The following is a 20,443-nucleotide window of genomic DNA, read 5'->3' on the forward strand; positions in this document are numbered from 1 at the left end:
AGAGGGAGGAGTCTATGATAATGGAAAACCATTTATTTGATCTAACGGGAAAAACTACCGCGATCAGCGGAGCGACGAGAGGGATCGGCTATGCAATGGCAGTTGCATTGGCGGAGGCAGGCGCAGACGTGGCGCTCTTGCAGCGGAATACGGAACAAACCGAAGTGAAAAAAGACATAGAGAAGCTGGGTGTACGGTGCGAGATTATTCCTTGTGACCTGGAAGATAAAACCCAGGTGAAAGAAGCGGTTCCGAAGGTCGTTGATGCGTTTGGCAGGATTGATATTCTCGTCAATAATGCCGGGATTCAGCGGCGTTCCCCATCTGTCGATTTTTCGGAGGAGGATTGGGACGAGGTCATCGATATTAATTTGAAAACCGTGTGGACTCTGTCCCAGCAGGCCGGCCGGTATATGGTCGAACAGAAATCCGGCAAAATCATCAACATGGGATCCCTGCTTTCCTATCAAGGCGGATTAATAGTGCCGGCCTATGCAGCGGCCAAAGGAGGCGTGGCACAGGTCACGAAAGCACTGGCGAACGAATGGGCGAAAGACAATGTAAACGTAAACGCCATTGTCCCCGGTTATATCGCCACCGACATGAACACCGCGCTTGTCCAAGACGCGACGCGGAACCGCCAGATTCTCGAACGAATCCCGGCGGACCGGTGGGGAGATCCGGAAGATTTCAAAGGAGCCGTCGTCTTTTTAGCCTCCCAGGCATCCAACTACGTGAACGGTCACTTATTATCCGTAGACGGTGGCTGGATGGGCAGATAACCGGAAGGGAATGCAGATGCAGATATAAAAATACCCTCGGGGGACGAGAGGGCTTATGATAAAATATAAGTTGTATGACAGACAGGCTTTCAAGGGCGGTCGGCTAATCTCCCGGAGGAGGGAGGTGATGCCTATGGACGTGTATCAAACATTATCTTTAATGGTGATGTTTGGAACGCTTATTGCGCTCATCATGTCCCAAAAGAAATAGACCGCCCCCACCAAGGATAACGGTCTATTCATTCAGACTTTCCTGGAAAGCCCTCCGCTCTTAAAGCGGCTGTTGTACAGGACCGCAGGTGTACCCGCACCTGCGATCCGTTTTTAGTTCTACGTTGTTTGTAGCTAAAGTATGCATGGTTACTTGAATTATAACACAGGAAACAAAAACGTAAACAGTTATCCCCTTAAAGCATGGTGTCGTTTTTCCTCCGGGGATCGGAGAAAATGTCACATAAGAGGGCTCATACTGCCTTTTTTTCTCGTCCACAGAAGAAAAACGTAAGTATGGTTCGCTCATACTTACGTTTTCATCCATCTGCGTCTCTCTAATGTACGTATGAACCACTCATGGTGCGTTTTATCCTGAATGGCAGTGGTTAAACGTCACTAAGCCCCGGCAGGACGATGTGGCTATAACAAATTTTCTCTTTTCTCATAAAACACCTATAGCAGAAAACATCGAAGCCTGCCCGTTTTTGGTGCACGGTTGTTTCAATGTCTTGATTTCATTAAAGCAGATCGACAAGCGCGGCAGCGTTCGGCATGCCGGGCAGGACAGGTTGCCGGGAATCAGCGGGATGCGCTCTGCCGGCCTTTTGCTTACGCTGGAACTACCATGGAATACAGCGGCGGCGCGCCGGCCGAAAAAGGAACAGCAAAGTGAATCAGGAATTAGGCATTCCGTTTGAAGAAGTGGCGGAGGACTTCACCCCGCTTGTGACAGGCATGATAAAGCGGCTTCGGATTTATAAGAATCAGGAGGAATTTATGCAGGTCGGTTTTATTGCCTTGTGGAAAGCATATGAACGCTTTGATGAGACGAAGAACGTTCCGTTTTCCTCTTACGCTTATATTACGGTGAAAGGCGAGATGCAGGAACAGCTGCGCAAAGATTCTGTTTATGATGAACGCTATACACCGAGTGATTTTGAACACACCCTGGAACCGCCGGCACCGGATACGGAGAGCCTGTTCATGGAACTGGACAGCCTTGCTCCGTATCTCAAACAGCTCAGCCCGCGTGAGCAGGACTGGGTCATCGAGTACAGCATCCACGGTCGCGGAATTACAGCCATCGCTGAGCGTTATCATGTCTCGCCCTATACCGTGAAAGACTGGCGCCGGTCCGCGCTGAAGAAGTTGCGTACGTAACACAAGACCCTGCGGTCACACCAGTTGCCGCAGGGTTCTTCCGTTTACATAATGTCGTATCTGCTCGAGGGTTCGTTGTGAAGCCTTACCGTGAATGCCAGAATCGTTAATATGTGGGGTGTGTCTGTGTATTATGAAACTTTTGCGGCTAATCCCGGAGTGGTTTATTTTCGTCGCTAATTGATTTGCTGTAATGAATTAAGATACAGACAAAATAATCATGCTTGAAAATAAAGGTGCAAACCCCATCATGAAATTATTATCCCCCCTAGTATCTAACATAATTTAGTACTTTTATTGAATTTTTTGTTATTATGTACAAAAAAATAACATTGCTTGAGGTTTTAGTATATAATATATGATGAGCTCTCGTTCATTCATAAGTTTCATGTCATGAGTATAGGGGGCATCAATGACAGTACCAAGTATGAATCAAGTTAAAATAACCGAACTTCTTAGAATTTTGACAGATATGACGGGTCTTTCAGCAGGCTTTTATTCCAGGGATTTCAGCACAACGTCGCAGTTTCAGTCAAAGATGCTGTCTGAACAAAGGGAGACACCTTTTGATTGTTTATACAGCAGGGTGGGATCGGTCGAATGTTTTCTGTATGACAAGAAGAAGGAGTGCTACTATTTTTCTCTATGGATTCATACGTTGAAAGGCTTTTTCATTACAGGGGCTTACTACACTTTGGATACAGTACCGTCTAAATGCATCGTAGAACTGGAAGCTTCCCTCCATTACCAAGAGAAAGGAATCCCTTTTAAAGAAAGGCACAACTATGTACGGACGATGACTAACAGTATGGTTCGTCATTATTTTTACTACTATCCGGGGGGCATTAACGGATATGACTGGATAACCAGATTAATGGAAGAAGAGGGGATGGACTACGTTTATCATCCTTACGAGAAAGAAAAAGAGTTTCTGGACTATTTTAAAAAAATGGACACGGAAGGTTTTGAGATGCTGCAGGAACTGGAAGAGAACTCGGATATGACATTTGGAGCAGATAATTCTATCCGGGATGCGAAAAATCAACTGATAGTTTTGTGCTCCATTCTGGCCAGGCCGTTAATTGAAACAGGAATAACCTCTTCTGAAGTGATGACGTTGAATAAACACTTTTTATCAGCGATTGAGAATAAAGACAGCATGTACCAGCTGAATCAGCTGAAAAAGGAGATTCTGGACTCTTTCTATTATTTAATGAAAAAAGAGAGTGACAAAAAATATACTCCCATGGTCCGGCAGATTCGTGAATTTGTCCACTGCCGCCTCCGTAAGCCGCTGGATGTCAAAATGGTCGCAGAACATATGAATTTGACACCCGGATATATATCAACGGTATTTAAAAGAGAATATGGTGTCTCGTTAAAGAGATACATACTGGAACTTAAAGTAGAAGAAGCGGAAAGACTGGTGCTCTACTCGGATAAGAAGCTTTCAGATATTGCTGTCATGCTGTGTTTTAATGATCAGACGTATTTCACAAAAGTATTTAAAAGAATTAAAGGCAGGACTCCGAAACAATTCAGGAAGGAACGTCCCCCTATTTCGTAAAAGAGTCTGGGACAAAAGTAAAATAGGCAGAAGAAAACACGAATGTCTTGTATCGCTATTTAGAAGCCACATCGTAGCGGAGCCAAAATGCTTCGACTCCTGCGGGAACAGCACGAGTCTCAAGACCCCGCAGGAAGGGCTTTTCTTCCGAGGAGGCTTGAGCCGTGCCCGCGGAAAGCGAAGTGTTTTGGCGTAGCGGTTTATCTTAGTAACGAAAAATGCCGAACGATTTTAAAAAAATCGTTCGGCATTTTTCTATTTTATAAAGGTTTTGTCCCAGCCTCTTTTGTTTTTATGTAATTTAATCTTAATTTTTACTAGTTCATAGATATAAACACCATACTTAGCGAAGAAATCGAAGTATCATAAGCAAATATGTGCCTAAAAGGAGGGGAATATCAGTAGATTGCGTTTCTTTCATGATTAATTGTATTGCCTGTTTAATGTACGTCTTAAATGTAATATGAAAAGTGCATATATTTGATTGTTAATTATGACCAAATTATCAATAAAATCACCATACAGAATGAGCATAATCTAAGAAAATGAATAATAAATCTGTACATTTTTTAATTCTTGTCTACTGCAGAAGGTGAAATTCAATCCGATACCACCGGTTTCATGGCTGCGACTGCGGAACAGGTTGTCCGCAGAAGACGAAAAGCATAGGGAGAAAAACCATAGGCGGCCAAGTATGTTTAGTGCTTTTGGCGGCCTATTCTTCTATCTTCCGTGAATGTCAAAGGCCAGGAGGGGCAATATGAAAAAGATCGGCAATCTTCTCATCATTTTAGGCATCGTACTCATCGGGGTTTTTACCTATCAGTACTGGGACCACCATCAGGCCCGGAAACAGGCCATGAATCAGGCAGAAGAACAGCTTCGGGATGGAACGGTGGAAGCCGCTGCTAAAGAAAGTAAACAACAAAGGGATATAAATATAGAGGAATATCAGCCTGAAGATAAACAAGCATTTGGAACACTTGAAATACCGACATTGGATCGGACGATACCTATTGTAGAAGGAGCCGATGAAGAATCGTTGAAGAGCGGCGTGGGACACGTAGCTCAGACGTCATTTCCGGGCCAGGAACATCAGATTGTTCTATCCGGTCACAGGGATACGGTATTCCGTGACTTCGGGAAACTGGAAACAGGAGACCGTTATATTATTGAAATGCCTTATGGGACCTTTGAATATGAGATAAAAAAAGAGGAGATTGTGTCGGCCGACGACACTTCTGTGATTGGACAAAGATCCGAAGAAGTACTGGTGGTAAGCACCTGCTATCCTTTTGATTATGTAGGTTTTGCACCGGAACGTTATGTGACATATGCCTATCCAGTATAACATCATATTACAATTTTTAAAATTTGTTCAATAATATTCCATTATGTGATATAATATTCTGCAAATTCATAAATTTCGACCCATTACTTAGTCTAATTCTATGAACCCTAAATGAGGAGGGAAGCAAAAAGAACCATATTTGAAGCGGAAGCACGATTTAACTTGATTAGAGGAGGCTTCTGAATGCGAAAAACGTTTACACTACTGTTATTATTTGTTCTATTATTTTCTCAATCTGGACAATCAGCACTCTTTATGCAATCTGCCAATGCTGGACAGGAACATGTTAATGCTGCTATGAATGAGGACATTAACGGGAAAAAGGTTAGTACAACCGAAGCAACATATGAAAACGGAACAACAGATGATGTGTATGAGACACAAAATGACAATGAAATCACCCCGTTTGCGGGAAACTTGAATGTTGATGTCGATATTTCTCCTCATACAGACACAACGATTTCAGGGGAAGCTGCCGCTTATGAACTGGCTGTGAAAGTAACTGGTTCAAAAGCCGAGTATACCAATGCAGTAATCACAGTAGATCTTCCGCTAAGGGACTACACGGCTTTTACCCAGGATACAAGTGAATTGGCTATTGCAGGGGTTACACCGGTCTATGAGGAAAGCACAGACCAATTAATCTATCAGTTTGAGTCTATTGAAACAGGTCAGACGTATGAAACGATGCTGGAGGTGGATACGGCGAACGGTACCTCTCCGAATAATGCAGCATTGGAGGCGGAAGCGTCGTTTTCCGCCGATCAGCAGACTCCTATTACTGATAACGCAGTGGTAAACATTACGACATCAAGTGCAGTGGATGTATCTAAAAGTTTCTTGGAAGTAGAGAATAATGATTTAAATATACCATCCCCCGGAGCCAGAACGTTATGGGAGATTCAGGTTGATCTTCCGAAAAATGATAAAGGGCAGATGTACATGAAAGAAGGATCGCAGGTTGTTCTGGAAGATACCATACCTTCCGGGCTGACCTTCGATGGCATGGAAACAGGTCCTGCTCCGCAGCAAAACGGCAAAACATTAACGTGGAATTTCGATGCACCGACATTGAATGAACAGCAGAATGCGGATACGGAGCTTTTTTCGGAAACAGTCAGAGTATGGCTGACTGTAGATGATGGTACAGTTGGTACGACACAAGAGAACAATGTTTCTGCCAGTGCTACGTTTATTGACGATTCGACACAAACCTCAAATGGTTCCGACCAGGTCCAAATCTCGGATTCAGAAGCAGCTAATGGCGAATTGGATGGAAGCTATTATGTACCGGCCCATATCGGCCCGGCCGATGGAACGGGAAACCAGGGAACCTTCAGCAATAAAAATCCCAATCCTACGGTATATGACGATGCGTTGCTGGGATTCCGTCATGGAATCGCCCCTCTGCCGGAAAGTGAGGAGGGAGACTTCCAGAAGTACAACACCCTTTACAGAGTGGACGAGAACCTGACATTTGATGAACTCATCACACCGGACAACTTTAAATACCGGCCAAATTCCAATTACCCAAATAATATTCCTTTAGATGAAGAACCGGTATTCAATATTCTTGTGAAAACCGAAAGTGATTCAAGTGCAAATACCGTTGTGACGGATGCAGGAAAAGGTCAGGTTTACACACGTGAAGAGTTAGGTTTAAATCCTGGAGACAAGGTGGAGCGGATAAGGTATCAGTTTACCAATGCGCCGTCTGGTATGCTGAATGGAAATATGGCTAAATACTATTTTGATGTCGAACCCGGCTATACGGGAGAAGTGGAGAACACTTTTAACGTATATGGAACAGACGGAGCGGGAAACAGCTTTAACTATACCTATCATCAGGAAGATGTTGATCATATTGCCGGACCTAGAACGGCAAATATTGCACCCGAACCTACAGACCAGCCGCCCACGGGTTATGTCGGGGTGGAACTGCTTGATGAAGAAAATGGGGAAGTAGTTCGCGGTCAGAATCGTATGAAAGTAAACCTGAATACGATCGATACATCCACACTTGCGATGGATGCTCCTCTTGAAACGGTGACGCTGCTGCCTCCGGGAATAACATTGAACGACAATCCAAACGCAGCATATACCAATATGGATGGAAGAACGAGTGCCGATAATGGATCGTACGAGGTATTAAGCGACAACTATAATGGAAGCGGACGCCAGCTTGTTAAAGTGAGCTGGGATGATGATCTCCTGCGGCCGGGGAACGGCTTGACTGCTGAACTGGATGTAACTATTGCTGAGAGTGCTCCGACTTCGCTGCCGTTTGATGTGTACGGTTTTTCAGGAGATCAGGCATTGGAAGCTCCTGACAGCAGTGGAACGGCAGTGACAGATACGACGCTGCAGACAGATACAGACGATTTAAATGGGGATGGAGCAACGGAGGAACCACGTCTGAAATCCGGGAACCATTATATTATTCAAGGGCAGTATGATGTTCAGACCAAAAAGCTGGTAAAAGGTGAACTGGATGACAGCTTTGGTGCATTTGGAGAAACCGTACCGGGCGGGTCCATTGATTACAGGTTAAATCTTACAAACACGTCCGGAACAGATATTTCCTATATGACATTCATGGATGTTATGCCCTCTGTCGGTGATCTTGGTATCACAGATAATGTAGACAGAGGCAGTGAGTTTACGCCGGAACTCACTGGGCCTATCACTATGCCTGCACAATGGCAGAACAAAGTAAATGTTTCATACAGTACGGCTGAAACGCCGGAGCGGAATGATTTAACGAGAAACACCGATTATCCGGAAACGACTGAACCCCTCAGCAATCCGTCTGAAGCAGAAGCACCAAACTGGATGACGGCCGGAGAAGTTGGGGACTGGAATTCCATTCACTCTTTTAAAATAGAGCTGGCGGATGACACGCAGTGGATTGCAGGAGAAGATATCACCGTGGAGTTCTCCATGCAGGCACCGTCTGAGTCAGAAGTATCGGAAGATGTGCTTGATCCTTCAATTGACCCGACATCACGGGCAGCGTGGAATTCATTTGCTCTGGCAACGGATGAAGGACAGCCTGTCGAACCTTCCCGTGTCGGTGTATTTATGAATGTTGATAATACGGTCGAACTGACAAAAGTGGATGAAAATGGGGATCCACTTGCCGGTGCGGAGTTTGCGCTGCAGGATGCAGATGGAAATGATATTCAAACCGGTTTAACCACCGGAGAAGACGGAACGATCACGGTTGAGAACCTGCAGCCGGGCGACTATCAATTTGTGGAAACCGCAGCACCTGAGAATTATACACTGGACAAAACTCCTGTAGAGTTCACCGTGACTACTGATCAAACGGAGACACTGCAACTCACAAAAGAGAATAGTTTAGATCTTGGTTCTGTTGAGCTGACAAAAACGAACAAAGAAGGGGAGACGCTTGAAGGAGCAGTCTTTGAACTTCAGGACAGCAGTGGAACTACGCTGCAGACGGGCCTTACGACAGGAAGCGACGGGACGCTGACTGTCAATGACCTGGCGCCGGGCACGTATCAGTTTGTGGAGACGGAGGCCCCGGAAGACTATGAATTGGACGAGGAACCCTTAACCTTTGACATTGTCCCCAATCAGGAGGACACCCTTGAAGTAACGAAAGAAAACAGCCTGATTCCAGGGACGCTTGAATTAACGAAAACCGGAATGGACGGCGAAGTGCTGGAAGGTGTTGTGTTTGAGCTCCAGTATCAATCCGGCGCAGTCATACAAGAAGGCTTGACGACAGATGAGAACGGACAGCTGATTCTTGATGACCTGCAGCCTGGTTCCTACCAGCTGGTTGAAACAGAAACGCTGGAAGGTTACCAGCTGGATGACACCCCGTTCGAATTTGAAATAGGGACCAACCAGACTGTCAACAAGGAAGTTGAAATGCCCAACTCTCCGCTTCCGGGATCTGTCGAATTAACGAAGGTTGATGAAGAAGGAGAGACGCTGGAAGGGGCTGAGTTTGAGCTTCAGGACAGCAATGAAAAAACATTGGAGACCGGGCTGACGACAGGAAGCGATGGTACACTGATCGTTCATGATCTGCAGCCTGGGGACTATCAGTTTGTCGAGACCCAGGCTCCGGACGGCTATCAATTGGCCGAAGACCCAATATCCTTTGAGATAGCTTTTAACCAGCAGGAAACACTGCAAATCACAGAGGACAACAGCCTTATTCCGGGGACACTGGAATTAACGAAAACCGGAGCAGATGGTGAAGTACTGGAAGGAGTCGTCTTTGAACTGCAGGATGGTTCCGGGACTACGCTGCAGGAAGGGTTGACCACAGATGAAAATGGGAAACTCGTTTTTGATGAACTAACACCGGGATCCTACCAGCTGGTAGAAACAGAAACGTTGGAAGGATATCAGCTCGATGACACCCCGATTCCTTTTGAAATAGGAACAGGTGAATCACGGTCGCAACTGGAAGTAAGTAATGAATTACTACCTGGATCGGTCGAATTAACGAAAGTGGATGAAGATGATCCCGAAAATGTACTGGAAGGAGCCGAGTTTGAGCTTCAGAACGAAGAAGGAGAGGTTCTGAAAGAGAATCTCACAACCGACAGCACAGGAAAACTTATAGTGGACGATCTAACTCCGGGAGCCTATCAGTTTGTCGAGACCCAGGCCCCGTCCGGCTATGAGTTGAACAGTGCCCCTGTTTCTTTTGAAATTGAGAGAAATCAACAGGAAGCTGTAAGTGTAACGGTGGAAAATGACGATCCTCCGACTGGCGGAACTCCACCGCCTCCGGACGATGATGGCTCCGTCACGCTGACAAAAGTATCGGAGGAAGAAACGGATCAAACGCTTGAAGGAGCGGTGTTCAACCTCGAACAAGCCGATGGAGATGTAGTGAAAGAGGACTTAACCACGGACGAGAATGGGGAAATCACTGTAACCGATCTGGAGCCCGGTAACTACCAGTTTGTTGAAACCGAAGCCCCTGACGGGTATCAGCTGGATCCGGCACCGGCAGCAGTAGAGATTGATGAAGATGAGAGAACCACCATTACGGTGGAAAATGAAGAGATTAAGGGATCTGTTCTGCTGACAAAAGTAAACGGGGAAGGAAACAGATACCTTGAAGACGCCGTTTTCGATCTCGAAACAGACGACGGTGACATGGTTGAAGAAAACCTGAATACCGACAAAAATGGAGAAATGGAGATAACGGATCTCGCCCCCGGCGATTACCGGTTTGTGGAGACGGAAGCACCGGACGGTTATCAGTTACGGGAGGAACCGATAGAATTTACCATCGAGGAAGACCAGCAGGAAATGGTAACATTGACGGCCGAAAATGAAGTGAAGCCGGGAGCTGTTCAGTTAACGAAGACAGCTGCAGGGAATACAGATGAGGTTCTGGAAGGTGCTGAGTTTACTCTTGAACAGTCTGATGGCACTGTCGTCCAGGACGGCCTAACTACTGGAACAAATGGAACCATTACGGTTACTGGTCTCGAGCCCGGAAGTTATCAGTTTGTGGAAACCGAGGCACCGGAAGGTTATGAACAAACAGAAACACCGGTCGAGTTTGACATTGAAGCGGATGAAACGAGTCTGGTGACAGTAACGAAAGAAAATGAGGAAATCACGCCGCCGGCAGAACCGGAAGGATCAGTGGCCCTGACGAAGGTGGACGCAACGGACACGGATCAGCTGCTGGAAGGAGCCCAATTCACCCTTCAGACCGAAGACGGTACGGTAATTGAAGAAGGCCTTGCTACCAATGACTCCGGTAAAATATTCGTGAATAACCTGGAGCCGGGCAGCTATCAATTTATCGAGACCGATGCGCCGGCTGGGTATGAATTGGACGAAGAGCCGTTATCTTTCCACATTGAGGAAGGACAGGCAGAGACGGTGGAAGTCACCTTTGAAAATAAACCTCAGCCTGAAGAGGATAATCCACCCGTCGAGGAAGAGAGCGCAGTAGTGTTGACGAAAGTCGATGAAGAGAATCATAATCGTCTGTTGGAAGGAGCGGAATTCGAACTTCAGGATGCATCCGGTAACACTATAGATTCCGGATTGACTACTGATGAATCAGGTGAAATCAGAATCAAGGAGCTGAGTCCAGGTACCTATCAGTTCGTTGAAACCCAGGCGCCGGCTGGTTATATAACAGATGATGCACCTGTCTCTTTCCAAATAGAAGACGGCCGGACACAGGCAGTTGAACTAACAGTGGAAAATGAGCAGCAGCACGAACGACTACCGGACACATCCACTGCTATCTTCAATTATGGCCTGGCAGGATTTTTACTCCTGACAGTCGGGGTCTTCGCCCGCTGGAGAAGCAGAAAGAAAGAGTAAGAGCAGTTTGTTTATAGGTGAAGAAATGCAAGCAGGACTCCTGTTCATCAAACAGGAGTCCTTTCTTGTGACAAATACTTTTAATGAGTATAACAATATTACTATTATTATCAATAATATACCATACATATAACAAGATATTACTAAAATATATGTAGTCTTTTATAGGAAGAAGGAGATACGTTATGCAACACCCTGTTTTTTCCATTAACGTAAATCAGCACGGTCAAAGGAAGTTAAACAGAGACTTGGTTGAATTCGTTGTACATATTGTTACGACAGACCCTTTTGAAAATGAACGGGAAAAGTTCGAATTTTTCAGTGATCATAATGAGCAATTCGTCATCAGGAGTCAGGATAGTCCGTCAAGGTGTAAAGGCTACCGCCTTCCTCTCCCTGACGAAAAGGTAATGGAAACTATATATGTAAAAAAGGAGAAGGAGACATTGATTCTATTCACCTCAAAGGATGAAATGTTGGAGTTGTAAACTATGTCAGAACCTCTTTGAAAAGCCATGGACATCATCCAGGGAGATGATGTCCATGGCTTTTACTTTTTCATTCAATCGCCTGGTAATTAGAATTTTTTGTGATTTTACCTCATTTTAACCTTTTCTTGTTACGTTAAATATTGTCAGCGGTTCGTTCACTATAGTTAACAATGAATATTGGAAAAGGGAAGGAAAGGAAAGGATGATCTTGTTATGCCGTTTATCGGAGAGATCCGTTTATTTGCCGGGGATTACGTTCCGGAAGGCTGGGCGTTCTGTGATGGACAGCTGCTTTCGGTGAACGGAAATGAAGCCCTGTATTACTTGATAGGCACCCAATACGGTGGGGATGGCCGGCAGACTTTTGCTCTTCCGGATTTTCGCGGGAGGGTTGGTATTCATCAAGGGCAGGCGCCTGAGAGCGGTACGGCGTTTACGGTGGGAGGCGCGGGAGGACGGGAAGAAGTTGTTCTTCAGACAGACCATCTTCCCAGCCACACCCACAAAGCGAAGGCTTCTTCATCCAGCGGGACCACTTCGAATCCAGAAGGGGCTGTATGGGCGGACGCACAGTATCCCCAGTATTCCGATTCCGAACCGGACGGCACAATGAATAACGCGATTGTTTCCACTGAAGGAGACTTTGGCGCGCATCACAATATGATGCCGTATGCTGCTGTCCACTATATCATCGCGTTAACCGGTATGTACCCGCCCCGAAATGATCAGGAGGAGGGAGAAAAACATGGAGGATAACACGTTTATCGGAGAAATCAGGTGCTTTGCTTTTCCGTTTGAACCTAAAGGATGGATGTACTGTGATGGAAGACTGCTCTCGATTTCGACGTATTACAACCTTTATACCATTTTAGGTGCAACGTTCGGCGGAGATGGAACAAGCACGTTTGCCCTTCCTGATCTGCGCGGCCGGGCGATGGTTCATACAGGCCGGGATGTGTCTTTTGGTGAACGTGCCGGAGAAGAAACGCATACGCTGACCACCGGCGAGATGCCGGAGCATCATCATCGTGTGTCAGCAAGTACTGCAAACGCGGATACAGCTCAAGTGTCCGGTCATGTCTGGGGAGACAACAACGGCTCTCCGTATGCTTCTTCTTCGGACAGCTGGATGCGAGACGATGCTGTGGCAGAGGAAGGGGGAGGGAGCCCCCACTCGAACATGCAACCGTATCTTGTTTCTAATTATTGTATGGCGGTGGAAGGCATATACCCTTCCAGAGATACGCCGGCTTTTCGGGCGATGGCAGGAGACATTCGGATGTTTGCCGGAACGTTTGCCCCGGCAGGCTGGAAGTCTTGTGATGGACAGTATCTATCCGTGATGAACTATTTTTCTTTGTATTCGGTGATTAAAACAACTTACGGAGGAGATGGCCGCCATGAATTCCAGATCCCGGATCTGCGGGACCGGACGCCGATTCACGCAGGAAGCGGTGAAGAGTTGTCACCACGGAAATTGGGAGACCGGGGAGGCTCGCCGGATGTAAGCTTGACCGTCGGGGAAATGCCCGGGCACAGCCATGATATCCAATGTTATCAGGGGTGGGCGGACACGTCTGACCCATCAGGGGCCGTGTGGGCCGATGCAGGAGGATTTTCGCCGGATAGATATACGACCGATGCTCCGGATACACAGATGAAAGAGGAGGGTCTGGCATCGAGCGGATCCGGCAGACCTCATAACAACAGACAGCCTTTTCTCGGTGTCCATTTTATCATTGCGGTCCAAGGGGACGTGCCGCCCCGCTCTGCAGCAGAGGAGGATTCTATATGAGAACGTTACGGATACTGACAGGGTGCATCATGATTCTTTTAGGGATAATCAGCCTGGAAGGTGCAGCTGATGCGGATAACATTACTCATGATTACAATGATGAGCCGTTTCCCGGGGATGATAGTCCGGTAACGATAAATGTGGATGGACATGAATTTGTTTATGAGATAATAACAAATGGGGATGTGAGTGATAATCTTAAATTAGCAAATTATAGCAAGGATTTTATATCGGAATATAAGAATCTAGGTAGGTTCAATAATTCTCTGGGAGATGAACTTTCTATCCGCCGGGATAATCAAGAGCCCTTTATGTTTAAAAGTTTAGCAGCCGGTACGTGGGCAGGGGAAGATCATACATTTGTCCTGAAAGGGTATAAAGACGGGGAACAGGTGTCGGAAACTGTTACTATTGATGCCTATATGGAGATGAAAGAATACAGTCTGCCGGGAACTTCTAATGAAGTAGATGAAATAAGGATTGAGCATATAACGTTTCCTGAAGGTTCGTCAAACACTGTTATTTTCGACAACTTCACATTCGATCCGGTGACAAATGAACCGCCGGTGATCACTTCGGATGACACGGTGAGCGTTGATGAGAACGAGACAGCCGTGACAACAGTTAAAGCTGAAGATCCTGACGGAGATGATGTGACGTTTGGTGTTTCCGGAACGGATGCCTCCCATTTTGATATAGATCCGGAAACCGGTGAACTCACTTTCCGTGACCAGCCGGATTTTGAAGAACCGTCTGATGAAAATGGAGATAATACGTTTGAAGCAGTAGTTACAGCAGATGACGGGGAACGTACAATCGACCAGCATATAGTGATAGAAGTGCTGAATGTTAATGATAACGCTCCGGTTATCACATCGGGAGCGGATGTGTCTTCATTGGAAGGGACAACCGATGTGATGACCGTCACGGCTGAAGATGCAGATGAAGATTCGTTGACCTATGAAGTGGCCGGTGGTTCAGATGCCTCCCGTTTTGCGGTAGATTCAGAAACCGGTGAACTTCGTTTCAACGAAGCACCGGATTTTGAGGGACCAGGCGATGAGAACGGCGATAACAGGTATGAGGTGGAAGTAGGAGCTGCTGATGGAAAGCACCAGACAACACGAAAGCTGACGGTAACGGTAACCGACAAAAATGAAGCTCCGGAAATCACATCGGAAGACACTATAGTTATGCAGGAAAATAAATCTGACGTGATAATAGTGGAAGCCGATGATCCGGAAGGAGATCTGCTGACCTATTCTATTACCGGCGGTGCGGATGCCTCTTATTTTGATATGGATGCCAAAACCGGCGAGCTTCGTTTTAACGAATCCCCGGATTTTGAGGAGCCTGCCGATGAGAATGGAGATAATGAGTATAAAGTGGAAGTCGAAGCAGCTGATGGAGAGCACCAAACCACCCAGCAGGTGACGGTTATGATAACCGACAAAAATGATCATCCTCCGGAAATAGGAGAAGAAACCTTTCAAATAAAGAATGATGTAACAAACGGAACCGTGATCGGGACGATAAATGGTTCCGATCCGGATGGAGACGAAATCCATTACTCCATTGCTGCGGGAAATAACGGAAATATCTTTTCTGTCGATGAATCAACCGGCGCGCTCACGGTGTTGAATACAGCTGCACTGCAACCTGCCTCTTCTTACACTTTAACCGTGGAAGCCGGGGACGGAAAGCATCAGACGCAGGCGGATATAACCATCCAAACAGATGCAGGCAGTGTTTATCTTGAGAACCTGGAGGTAAGTAACGGAGATCTATCGTTTGAACCGGAGACGACGGATTATTCTCTTCAGGTTGCAGAGGATGTGACGGAGCTGACGGTAACGCCGTATGCTTCAGCAAACGATGTAACGATATCTGTGAATGGGAGCAACGTGGAAAGCAGCCGGCAAAGTGACGGTATCCCACTCGATCCCGGGGAAAATATGATCACAATCGACGTGACAGGAGAGAACGGAACAAAAACAACGTATGAGCTTTCTGTCGCCCGGGCTGTCTCGGAGAATGACGACGAAGATGAATCCAGCGGTGGAAGTACAGGCGGAAGCGGAGGATCCTCCGGCAGCAGTACCGACGGCTCGGAAAATGAGTCTGAGAAGATCGGACGGGAAGGCGGCTCTGTAAAAATGGATGGAATGTCTCTGTCCCTTCCGGAAAATGCGTTGAGAGAGGAAGAAGAAGTGACGGTAGAACGGGTCACAGAAGAGCTGGCAGACGAACAAAAGCCGGAAGAACAGATTATAATCAGTGACGTTTTTCAGCTGAAAAAAGAATCAGAAGGGCCTTTTGAAGAGCCGGTGACTATTTCGATTCCGTTTGATCAGGACAAAGCCCACCCTCTTCGACAGAAAGTCAGTCTCTATGCATGGAATGAAAACGAAGAATGGACGGAACTTGACGATAGTATCATTCAAATAGAAGAAGGGGAAGTTACCGGAAAAACCAATGAAGCTGCTATTGTGGCTGTGCAGGCTTCTGCGCCGGAAGAACAGTATTTTGATAAACTGAGATCGTTTACTCTTCGGTTTTTACCTATGATTCAATAGGATGCGGTGATGAAAAGAAAATTGCTTGAATTGCAATGGCCTGAATGAATAGTCCTTCCCAGTGAAGCGCTTGGCTGTTAGCGATCAAATGCCGAAAGATGAGAAAAGCACCGTTGTTCTGTATTTTCATGGGAAGGGCTCATCGTTATTCCTCCTGTTATGCTGGGTGTTTGGTTACTTTCATCATAACGGAATAACGATGGCTTTTACTATGCCTTTAGCCGTTGCATTTCATTTTACAATCAAGCTTCAGTAGAAAATTTCAAAAAAACAAAATAAAGCGTTTACAAATAAAATTTTTTATTGTAAGATACGCAGTAAGTTGTATACAAGGTATACATTGTATTTTTATAAAAGAAGGGAGGGATTATAATTCATTTCCCGGTTGAGAAACTAAACCCAGCTTCTAAAGGAGAAGAGATCGCGGGATTGATGCGATATGAGATCATTGCCGGTGAGTTAAAGCCAGGTGAAGTGGTTTCAGAGAATTCATTGGCAAATAAGTACAACTCAAGTCGCTCCCCTTCAAGAGAAGCTTTGCGGATACTCCAAAATGAAGGATTACTGGAATTAAAGAGAATGGGGGCTGAAATCACTGGTGTATCGCAAAAAGATATCGAAGAATTAAATGATATCCGCTACTTAATTGAAAGCTTTGCAATGAAAGAATGTGCGAAGCGAAACAATGAGGAACTTATCGCATTTCTGCAGTTCACCGTAGAAAAAATGAAAATTGCAATAAATAATAAAGATGCTACAGAATTAGCCATTCAGGATACAGCGTTTCATCAAGCCATTATTAAAGCCAGTGATCACAAAAGAATTTACCATTTATGGACTAACATTGAAAAGTTAATTATTACAGCCCTTTTAATCGCTACAGAGAACAGGTTTACTACGGAAACAGAAGGCACCTATAAAGAGTTTCTCGTGGAAAGCCATTTAAATATTGTAGAGGCCATAATGAAAGGGGACTTTGATGAAATTGAAGAAAACTTGCAGGAACACTTTATAGACACCAGAACCACTGTGAAAAACAGTGTATTTATTAACAACCGCAGTAAAAAGGAGTAGTTAATGAAAGCAGGAATATTTAAAGACAAAGAGAGTGTAAGAGTTATCGATAAAGAAATTCCTGCGCCAGGTAGCAATGAAGCTTTAATAAAAGTTGCATTTGCAGGTATTTGCGGAACAGATATGATGATTTATGCTGGTTTGCATCCCAGAGCTGAAACAGGTCTTATTATGGGGCACGAGTTTTCAGGTCGAGTTGAAAAAATCGGCAGCTCTTCTTCTGTTGAAAAAGGAGCCAGGGTTGCCGTGAACCCGTTAATAAGTTGTGGATATTGTTATGCCTGTGTGCGAGGACAGAATCATATATGTGCAAATCTTCAATATATAGGTATTGATACAGATGGTGGATTTGCAGATTACGTTAATGTACCAGAAGAAAATTTACACCCGTTGGAAAAAGGTGTGAGTGATGACGAAGCAGCTTTAATAGAACCGCTTGCAGTAGCAGTTCATTCGATCAGGAAATCCCAACTACGTTTTGGAGATGTCGTCTTAGTTTTAGGGGCAGGTCCTATTGGTATATTGATTGCCATGCTTTCCCAAAAAGCGGGAGCTTCTAAAGTAATCATTTCAGATGTGAGTGACTTTCGGTTAAGAGCTGCTGAAAAACTAGGGTTCCGTACAGTCAATGCAGAAACAACAGACGTGGTAAATGAAACGAAAGACAATACAGAAGGGGTGGGGGCTGATGTGGTTTTTGAAGCGGCAGGAAATCAAAGTACCGCAGACCAAACGATTGAAGCCATAAAACCTCAGGGAGAAATCCTGGTGATTAGTGTTTATAAGATGCCCCCTCAAATTAATTTGGCAAAAATGCATTTTAGAGAAATTTCGTTAAAAACAACAAGATGTTTTTCAAATGATGATTTTAAAAAAGCTGTCCTTTTATTAAAAAATAAAGAAATAAATGTTCAAGAAATAATATCCCATAAAATACCACTATCAAATTTTAAAGAAGGGTTTGAATTAATGAAAAATACGAATGAATCATTGAAAGTACTTTTTCAGAATTGAACGTAAAGAGGAGGCAGGTATAAATTGTTAAATTGTTCTTTGGAAAACAAAGTAGCTGTTGTCACAGGGACCACCCGGGGGATAGGGAAGGCAATAGCATTGGCTTTTGCAGAAGCAAGAGCTGACATTGCGTTGGTTCAGCGTTCCTCCAACGATCAAACCAAGAAAGAAATTGAGCAGTTGGGTGTAAAAGCTAAAATTTACTATTGTGATTTGAATGATATGGAACAGGTACGCACTGTTGTTCCCAAAATAAATGATGAAATGGGCTCTATCGATATACTGGTAAATAATGCAGGAATACAAAAACGGCATCCTGCAGTGGAATTTCCGGAGAACGATTGGGATCAAGTGATGGATATAAACTTAAAAGCGGTATGGATTTTATGTCAGGAAGCCGGAAAGATTATGACTGACAATAATTATGGGAAGATTATTAATATTGCGTCTTTAGTTTCGTTTCAAGGTGGGATTACAGTGCCTGCCTATGCTTCTGCAAAAGGTGCTGTGAGCCAATTAACAAAAGCATTAGCCAATGAATGGGCATCTAAAGGAGTTAATGTAAACGCATTGGTTCCAGGATACATTGATACGGAAATGAATACGGCTTTGATTAATGACTCCGCACGAAGCAGGCAGATATTAGAAAGAATACCGGCCGGAAGATGGGGGGAACCAGATGATTTTAAAGGACCGGCATTATTTTTAGCTACAGATCTTTCGAAATATGTTCACGGTCACCTATTAGCAGTCGACGGGGGTTGGCTCGGGAGATAAAAATGGAAAGGAGGGCTCATCGGTCTAGTGAAAAACAAATTGGTAATAACAGATGTAGAAGTTTTTATTACAGCTCCTGCAAATATTGACTTAGTCATCGTAAAGGTAAGAACAAATAAAAACGATTTATATGGATTGGGATGTGCTACCTTTACACAGCGGGCAGAAGTGGTAAAAACAACCATATTAGAATATATGAAGCCTCTATTGATAGGTAGTAACCCAATGGAAATTGAAGATATTTGGCAGACTTTAAATGTAAGTGGTTATTGGAGAAACGGCCCGGTTATTAACAATGCTTTGTCTGGAGTAGATATGGCTTTATGGGATATTAAAGGAAAAGTTGCAGATTTACCGGTATTTGAACTTTTAGGAGGGAAATCAAGAGATGGTGTAGCATTGTATAGACATACTGATGGCGCTACTAAAGAAGAAGTTACAGAAGATATAAAGAAAGCAGTCCAGGAAGGATTTCAATATGTTCGGTGTCAACTGGGGATGTATGGAGGAGCGGGTACCGAAGATACTGGGTTAATCTCTAAAAAAATGAAAGAGGCAGAGATTTTAAATAAAAAACGACATCCCGAAAGACTTCGAGAAGGGCAGTACTTCGATAAAGATGCATATGTAAAGAGTGTCATAGATTTATTTGGATATATCAGAAGCGAGTTGGGAGAAAGTATTGAACTAATTCATGATATTCACGAAAGGGTTTCACCTATTGATGCTGTTCATTTAGCAAAACAAGTTGAAAAATTTAATTTATATTATTTAGAAGATCCATTTCCCCCTGAACAGACTAATTGGTTGAAAATGATAAGAGAACAAACTAGTACACCTATTGCGATGGGAGAGCTGTTTTCTCACCCCAATGACTGGACAACCTTAATTACCAGTCAGCAAATTGATTTTATAAGGGCTCATATCAGCGCGATTGGAGGTATTACCCCGGCCAAAAAACTAGCAGTATTGGGAGAAAACTTTGGGATAAGGACTGCTTGGCATGGACCCGGGGATCTATCTCCAATTGGTATAGCTGCCAATCTTCATTTAGATTTTAGTATATCCAACTTTGGTATTCAAGAGTGGACACCAATGAATGAAGCATTAAATAAAGTATTTCCGAGTGGAATTGAAATAAAAGAAGGTTTTGCATATTTAACTGATGCTCCAGGGCTTGGAATTGATTTTTGTGAAGAGGAAGCATCAGCTTATCCTGCACGTAATAAATTGCCGGAATGGACGTTAGCAAGAGTGTTTGACGGTACTTCGGTTAAACCTTAAACCCTAATAAAAGGAG

The 20,443-nt window shown here is 44.6% G+C and carries 14 protein-coding genes; all 14 read left to right on the top strand.

Annotated elements, in window-relative coordinates:
* The first annotated feature begins 20 nt into the window (after positions 1–20).
* The 14 genes from ACW9JV_RS01910 (at position 21) to ACW9JV_RS01975 (ending at position 20,427) form a co-directional block, all read left to right on the top strand.
* Positions 21–782, top strand: coding sequence for an SDR family oxidoreductase (locus tag ACW9JV_RS01910; protein WP_457330808.1), 762 nt, complete (start codon positions 21–23; stop codon positions 780–782).
* A 133-nt stretch (positions 783–915) separates the two neighbouring features.
* The gene (locus ACW9JV_RS01915) at positions 916–993 is read left to right on the top strand and encodes a putative holin-like toxin (RefSeq protein WP_457334529.1); all 78 of its coding nucleotides are present in this window, start codon (positions 916–918) and stop codon (positions 991–993) included.
* Positions 994–1,411: 418 nt separating this feature from the next.
* Positions 1,412–1,693 carry a hypothetical protein gene (locus ACW9JV_RS01920; protein WP_457330810.1) on the top strand — a complete coding sequence of 94 codons (282 nt, stop codon included), beginning with the start codon at positions 1,412–1,414 and terminating at the stop codon, positions 1,691–1,693.
* A complete protein-coding gene (locus ACW9JV_RS01925) occupies positions 1,665–2,156 on the top strand; it encodes a sigma-70 family RNA polymerase sigma factor (protein ID WP_457330812.1) in 492 nt (163 codons plus the stop codon). The genes ACW9JV_RS01920 and ACW9JV_RS01925 overlap by 29 nt, the downstream gene beginning before the upstream one ends.
* A 412-nt stretch (positions 2,157–2,568) precedes the next feature.
* Complete coding sequence (locus tag ACW9JV_RS01930) at positions 2,569–3,723, top strand: helix-turn-helix domain-containing protein (RefSeq protein WP_457330814.1); 1,155 nt, start codon at positions 2,569–2,571, stop codon at positions 3,721–3,723.
* Between the two features lie 760 nt (positions 3,724–4,483).
* Positions 4,484–5,074, top strand: coding sequence for a class D sortase (locus tag ACW9JV_RS01935; protein WP_457330816.1), 591 nt, complete (start codon positions 4,484–4,486; stop codon positions 5,072–5,074).
* Between the two features lie 183 nt (positions 5,075–5,257).
* Entirely contained in the window at positions 5,258–11,416 is a 6,159-nt protein-coding gene (locus tag ACW9JV_RS01940; RefSeq protein WP_457330818.1) for an MSCRAMM family protein, read from the top strand.
* 704 nt (positions 11,417–12,120) lie between these two features.
* The gene (locus ACW9JV_RS01945; protein WP_457330820.1) at positions 12,121–12,663 is read left to right on the top strand and encodes a phage tail protein; all 543 of its coding nucleotides are present in this window, start codon (positions 12,121–12,123) and stop codon (positions 12,661–12,663) included.
* Complete coding sequence (locus ACW9JV_RS01950) at positions 12,653–13,702, top strand: phage tail protein (protein ID WP_457330822.1); 1,050 nt, start codon at positions 12,653–12,655, stop codon at positions 13,700–13,702. The genes ACW9JV_RS01945 and ACW9JV_RS01950 overlap by 11 nt, the downstream gene beginning before the upstream one ends.
* Positions 13,699–16,278, top strand: coding sequence for a cadherin domain-containing protein (locus ACW9JV_RS01955; protein WP_457330824.1), 2,580 nt, complete (start codon positions 13,699–13,701; stop codon positions 16,276–16,278). Before ACW9JV_RS01950 ends, ACW9JV_RS01955 begins: the two co-directional genes overlap by 4 nt.
* A 420-nt stretch (positions 16,279–16,698) precedes the next feature.
* Positions 16,699–17,352 carry a GntR family transcriptional regulator gene (locus ACW9JV_RS01960; protein ID WP_457334531.1) on the top strand — a complete coding sequence of 218 codons (654 nt, stop codon included), beginning with the start codon at positions 16,699–16,701 and terminating at the stop codon, positions 17,350–17,352.
* 3 nt (positions 17,353–17,355) lie between these two features.
* Positions 17,356–18,366, top strand: coding sequence for a zinc-dependent alcohol dehydrogenase (locus ACW9JV_RS01965; protein WP_457330826.1), 1,011 nt, complete (start codon positions 17,356–17,358; stop codon positions 18,364–18,366).
* A gap of 24 nt (positions 18,367–18,390) precedes the next feature.
* Positions 18,391–19,143, top strand: a complete 753-nt coding sequence (locus ACW9JV_RS01970; protein WP_457330828.1) for an SDR family oxidoreductase — start codon at positions 18,391–18,393, stop codon at positions 19,141–19,143.
* A gap of 27 nt (positions 19,144–19,170) precedes the next feature.
* Entirely contained in the window at positions 19,171–20,427 is a 1,257-nt protein-coding gene (locus tag ACW9JV_RS01975; RefSeq protein WP_457330830.1) for an enolase C-terminal domain-like protein, read from the top strand.
* The last annotated feature ends 16 nt before the right edge of the window (positions 20,428–20,443 follow it).

This window comes from Salibacterium sp. K-3, from assembly GCF_054052005.1.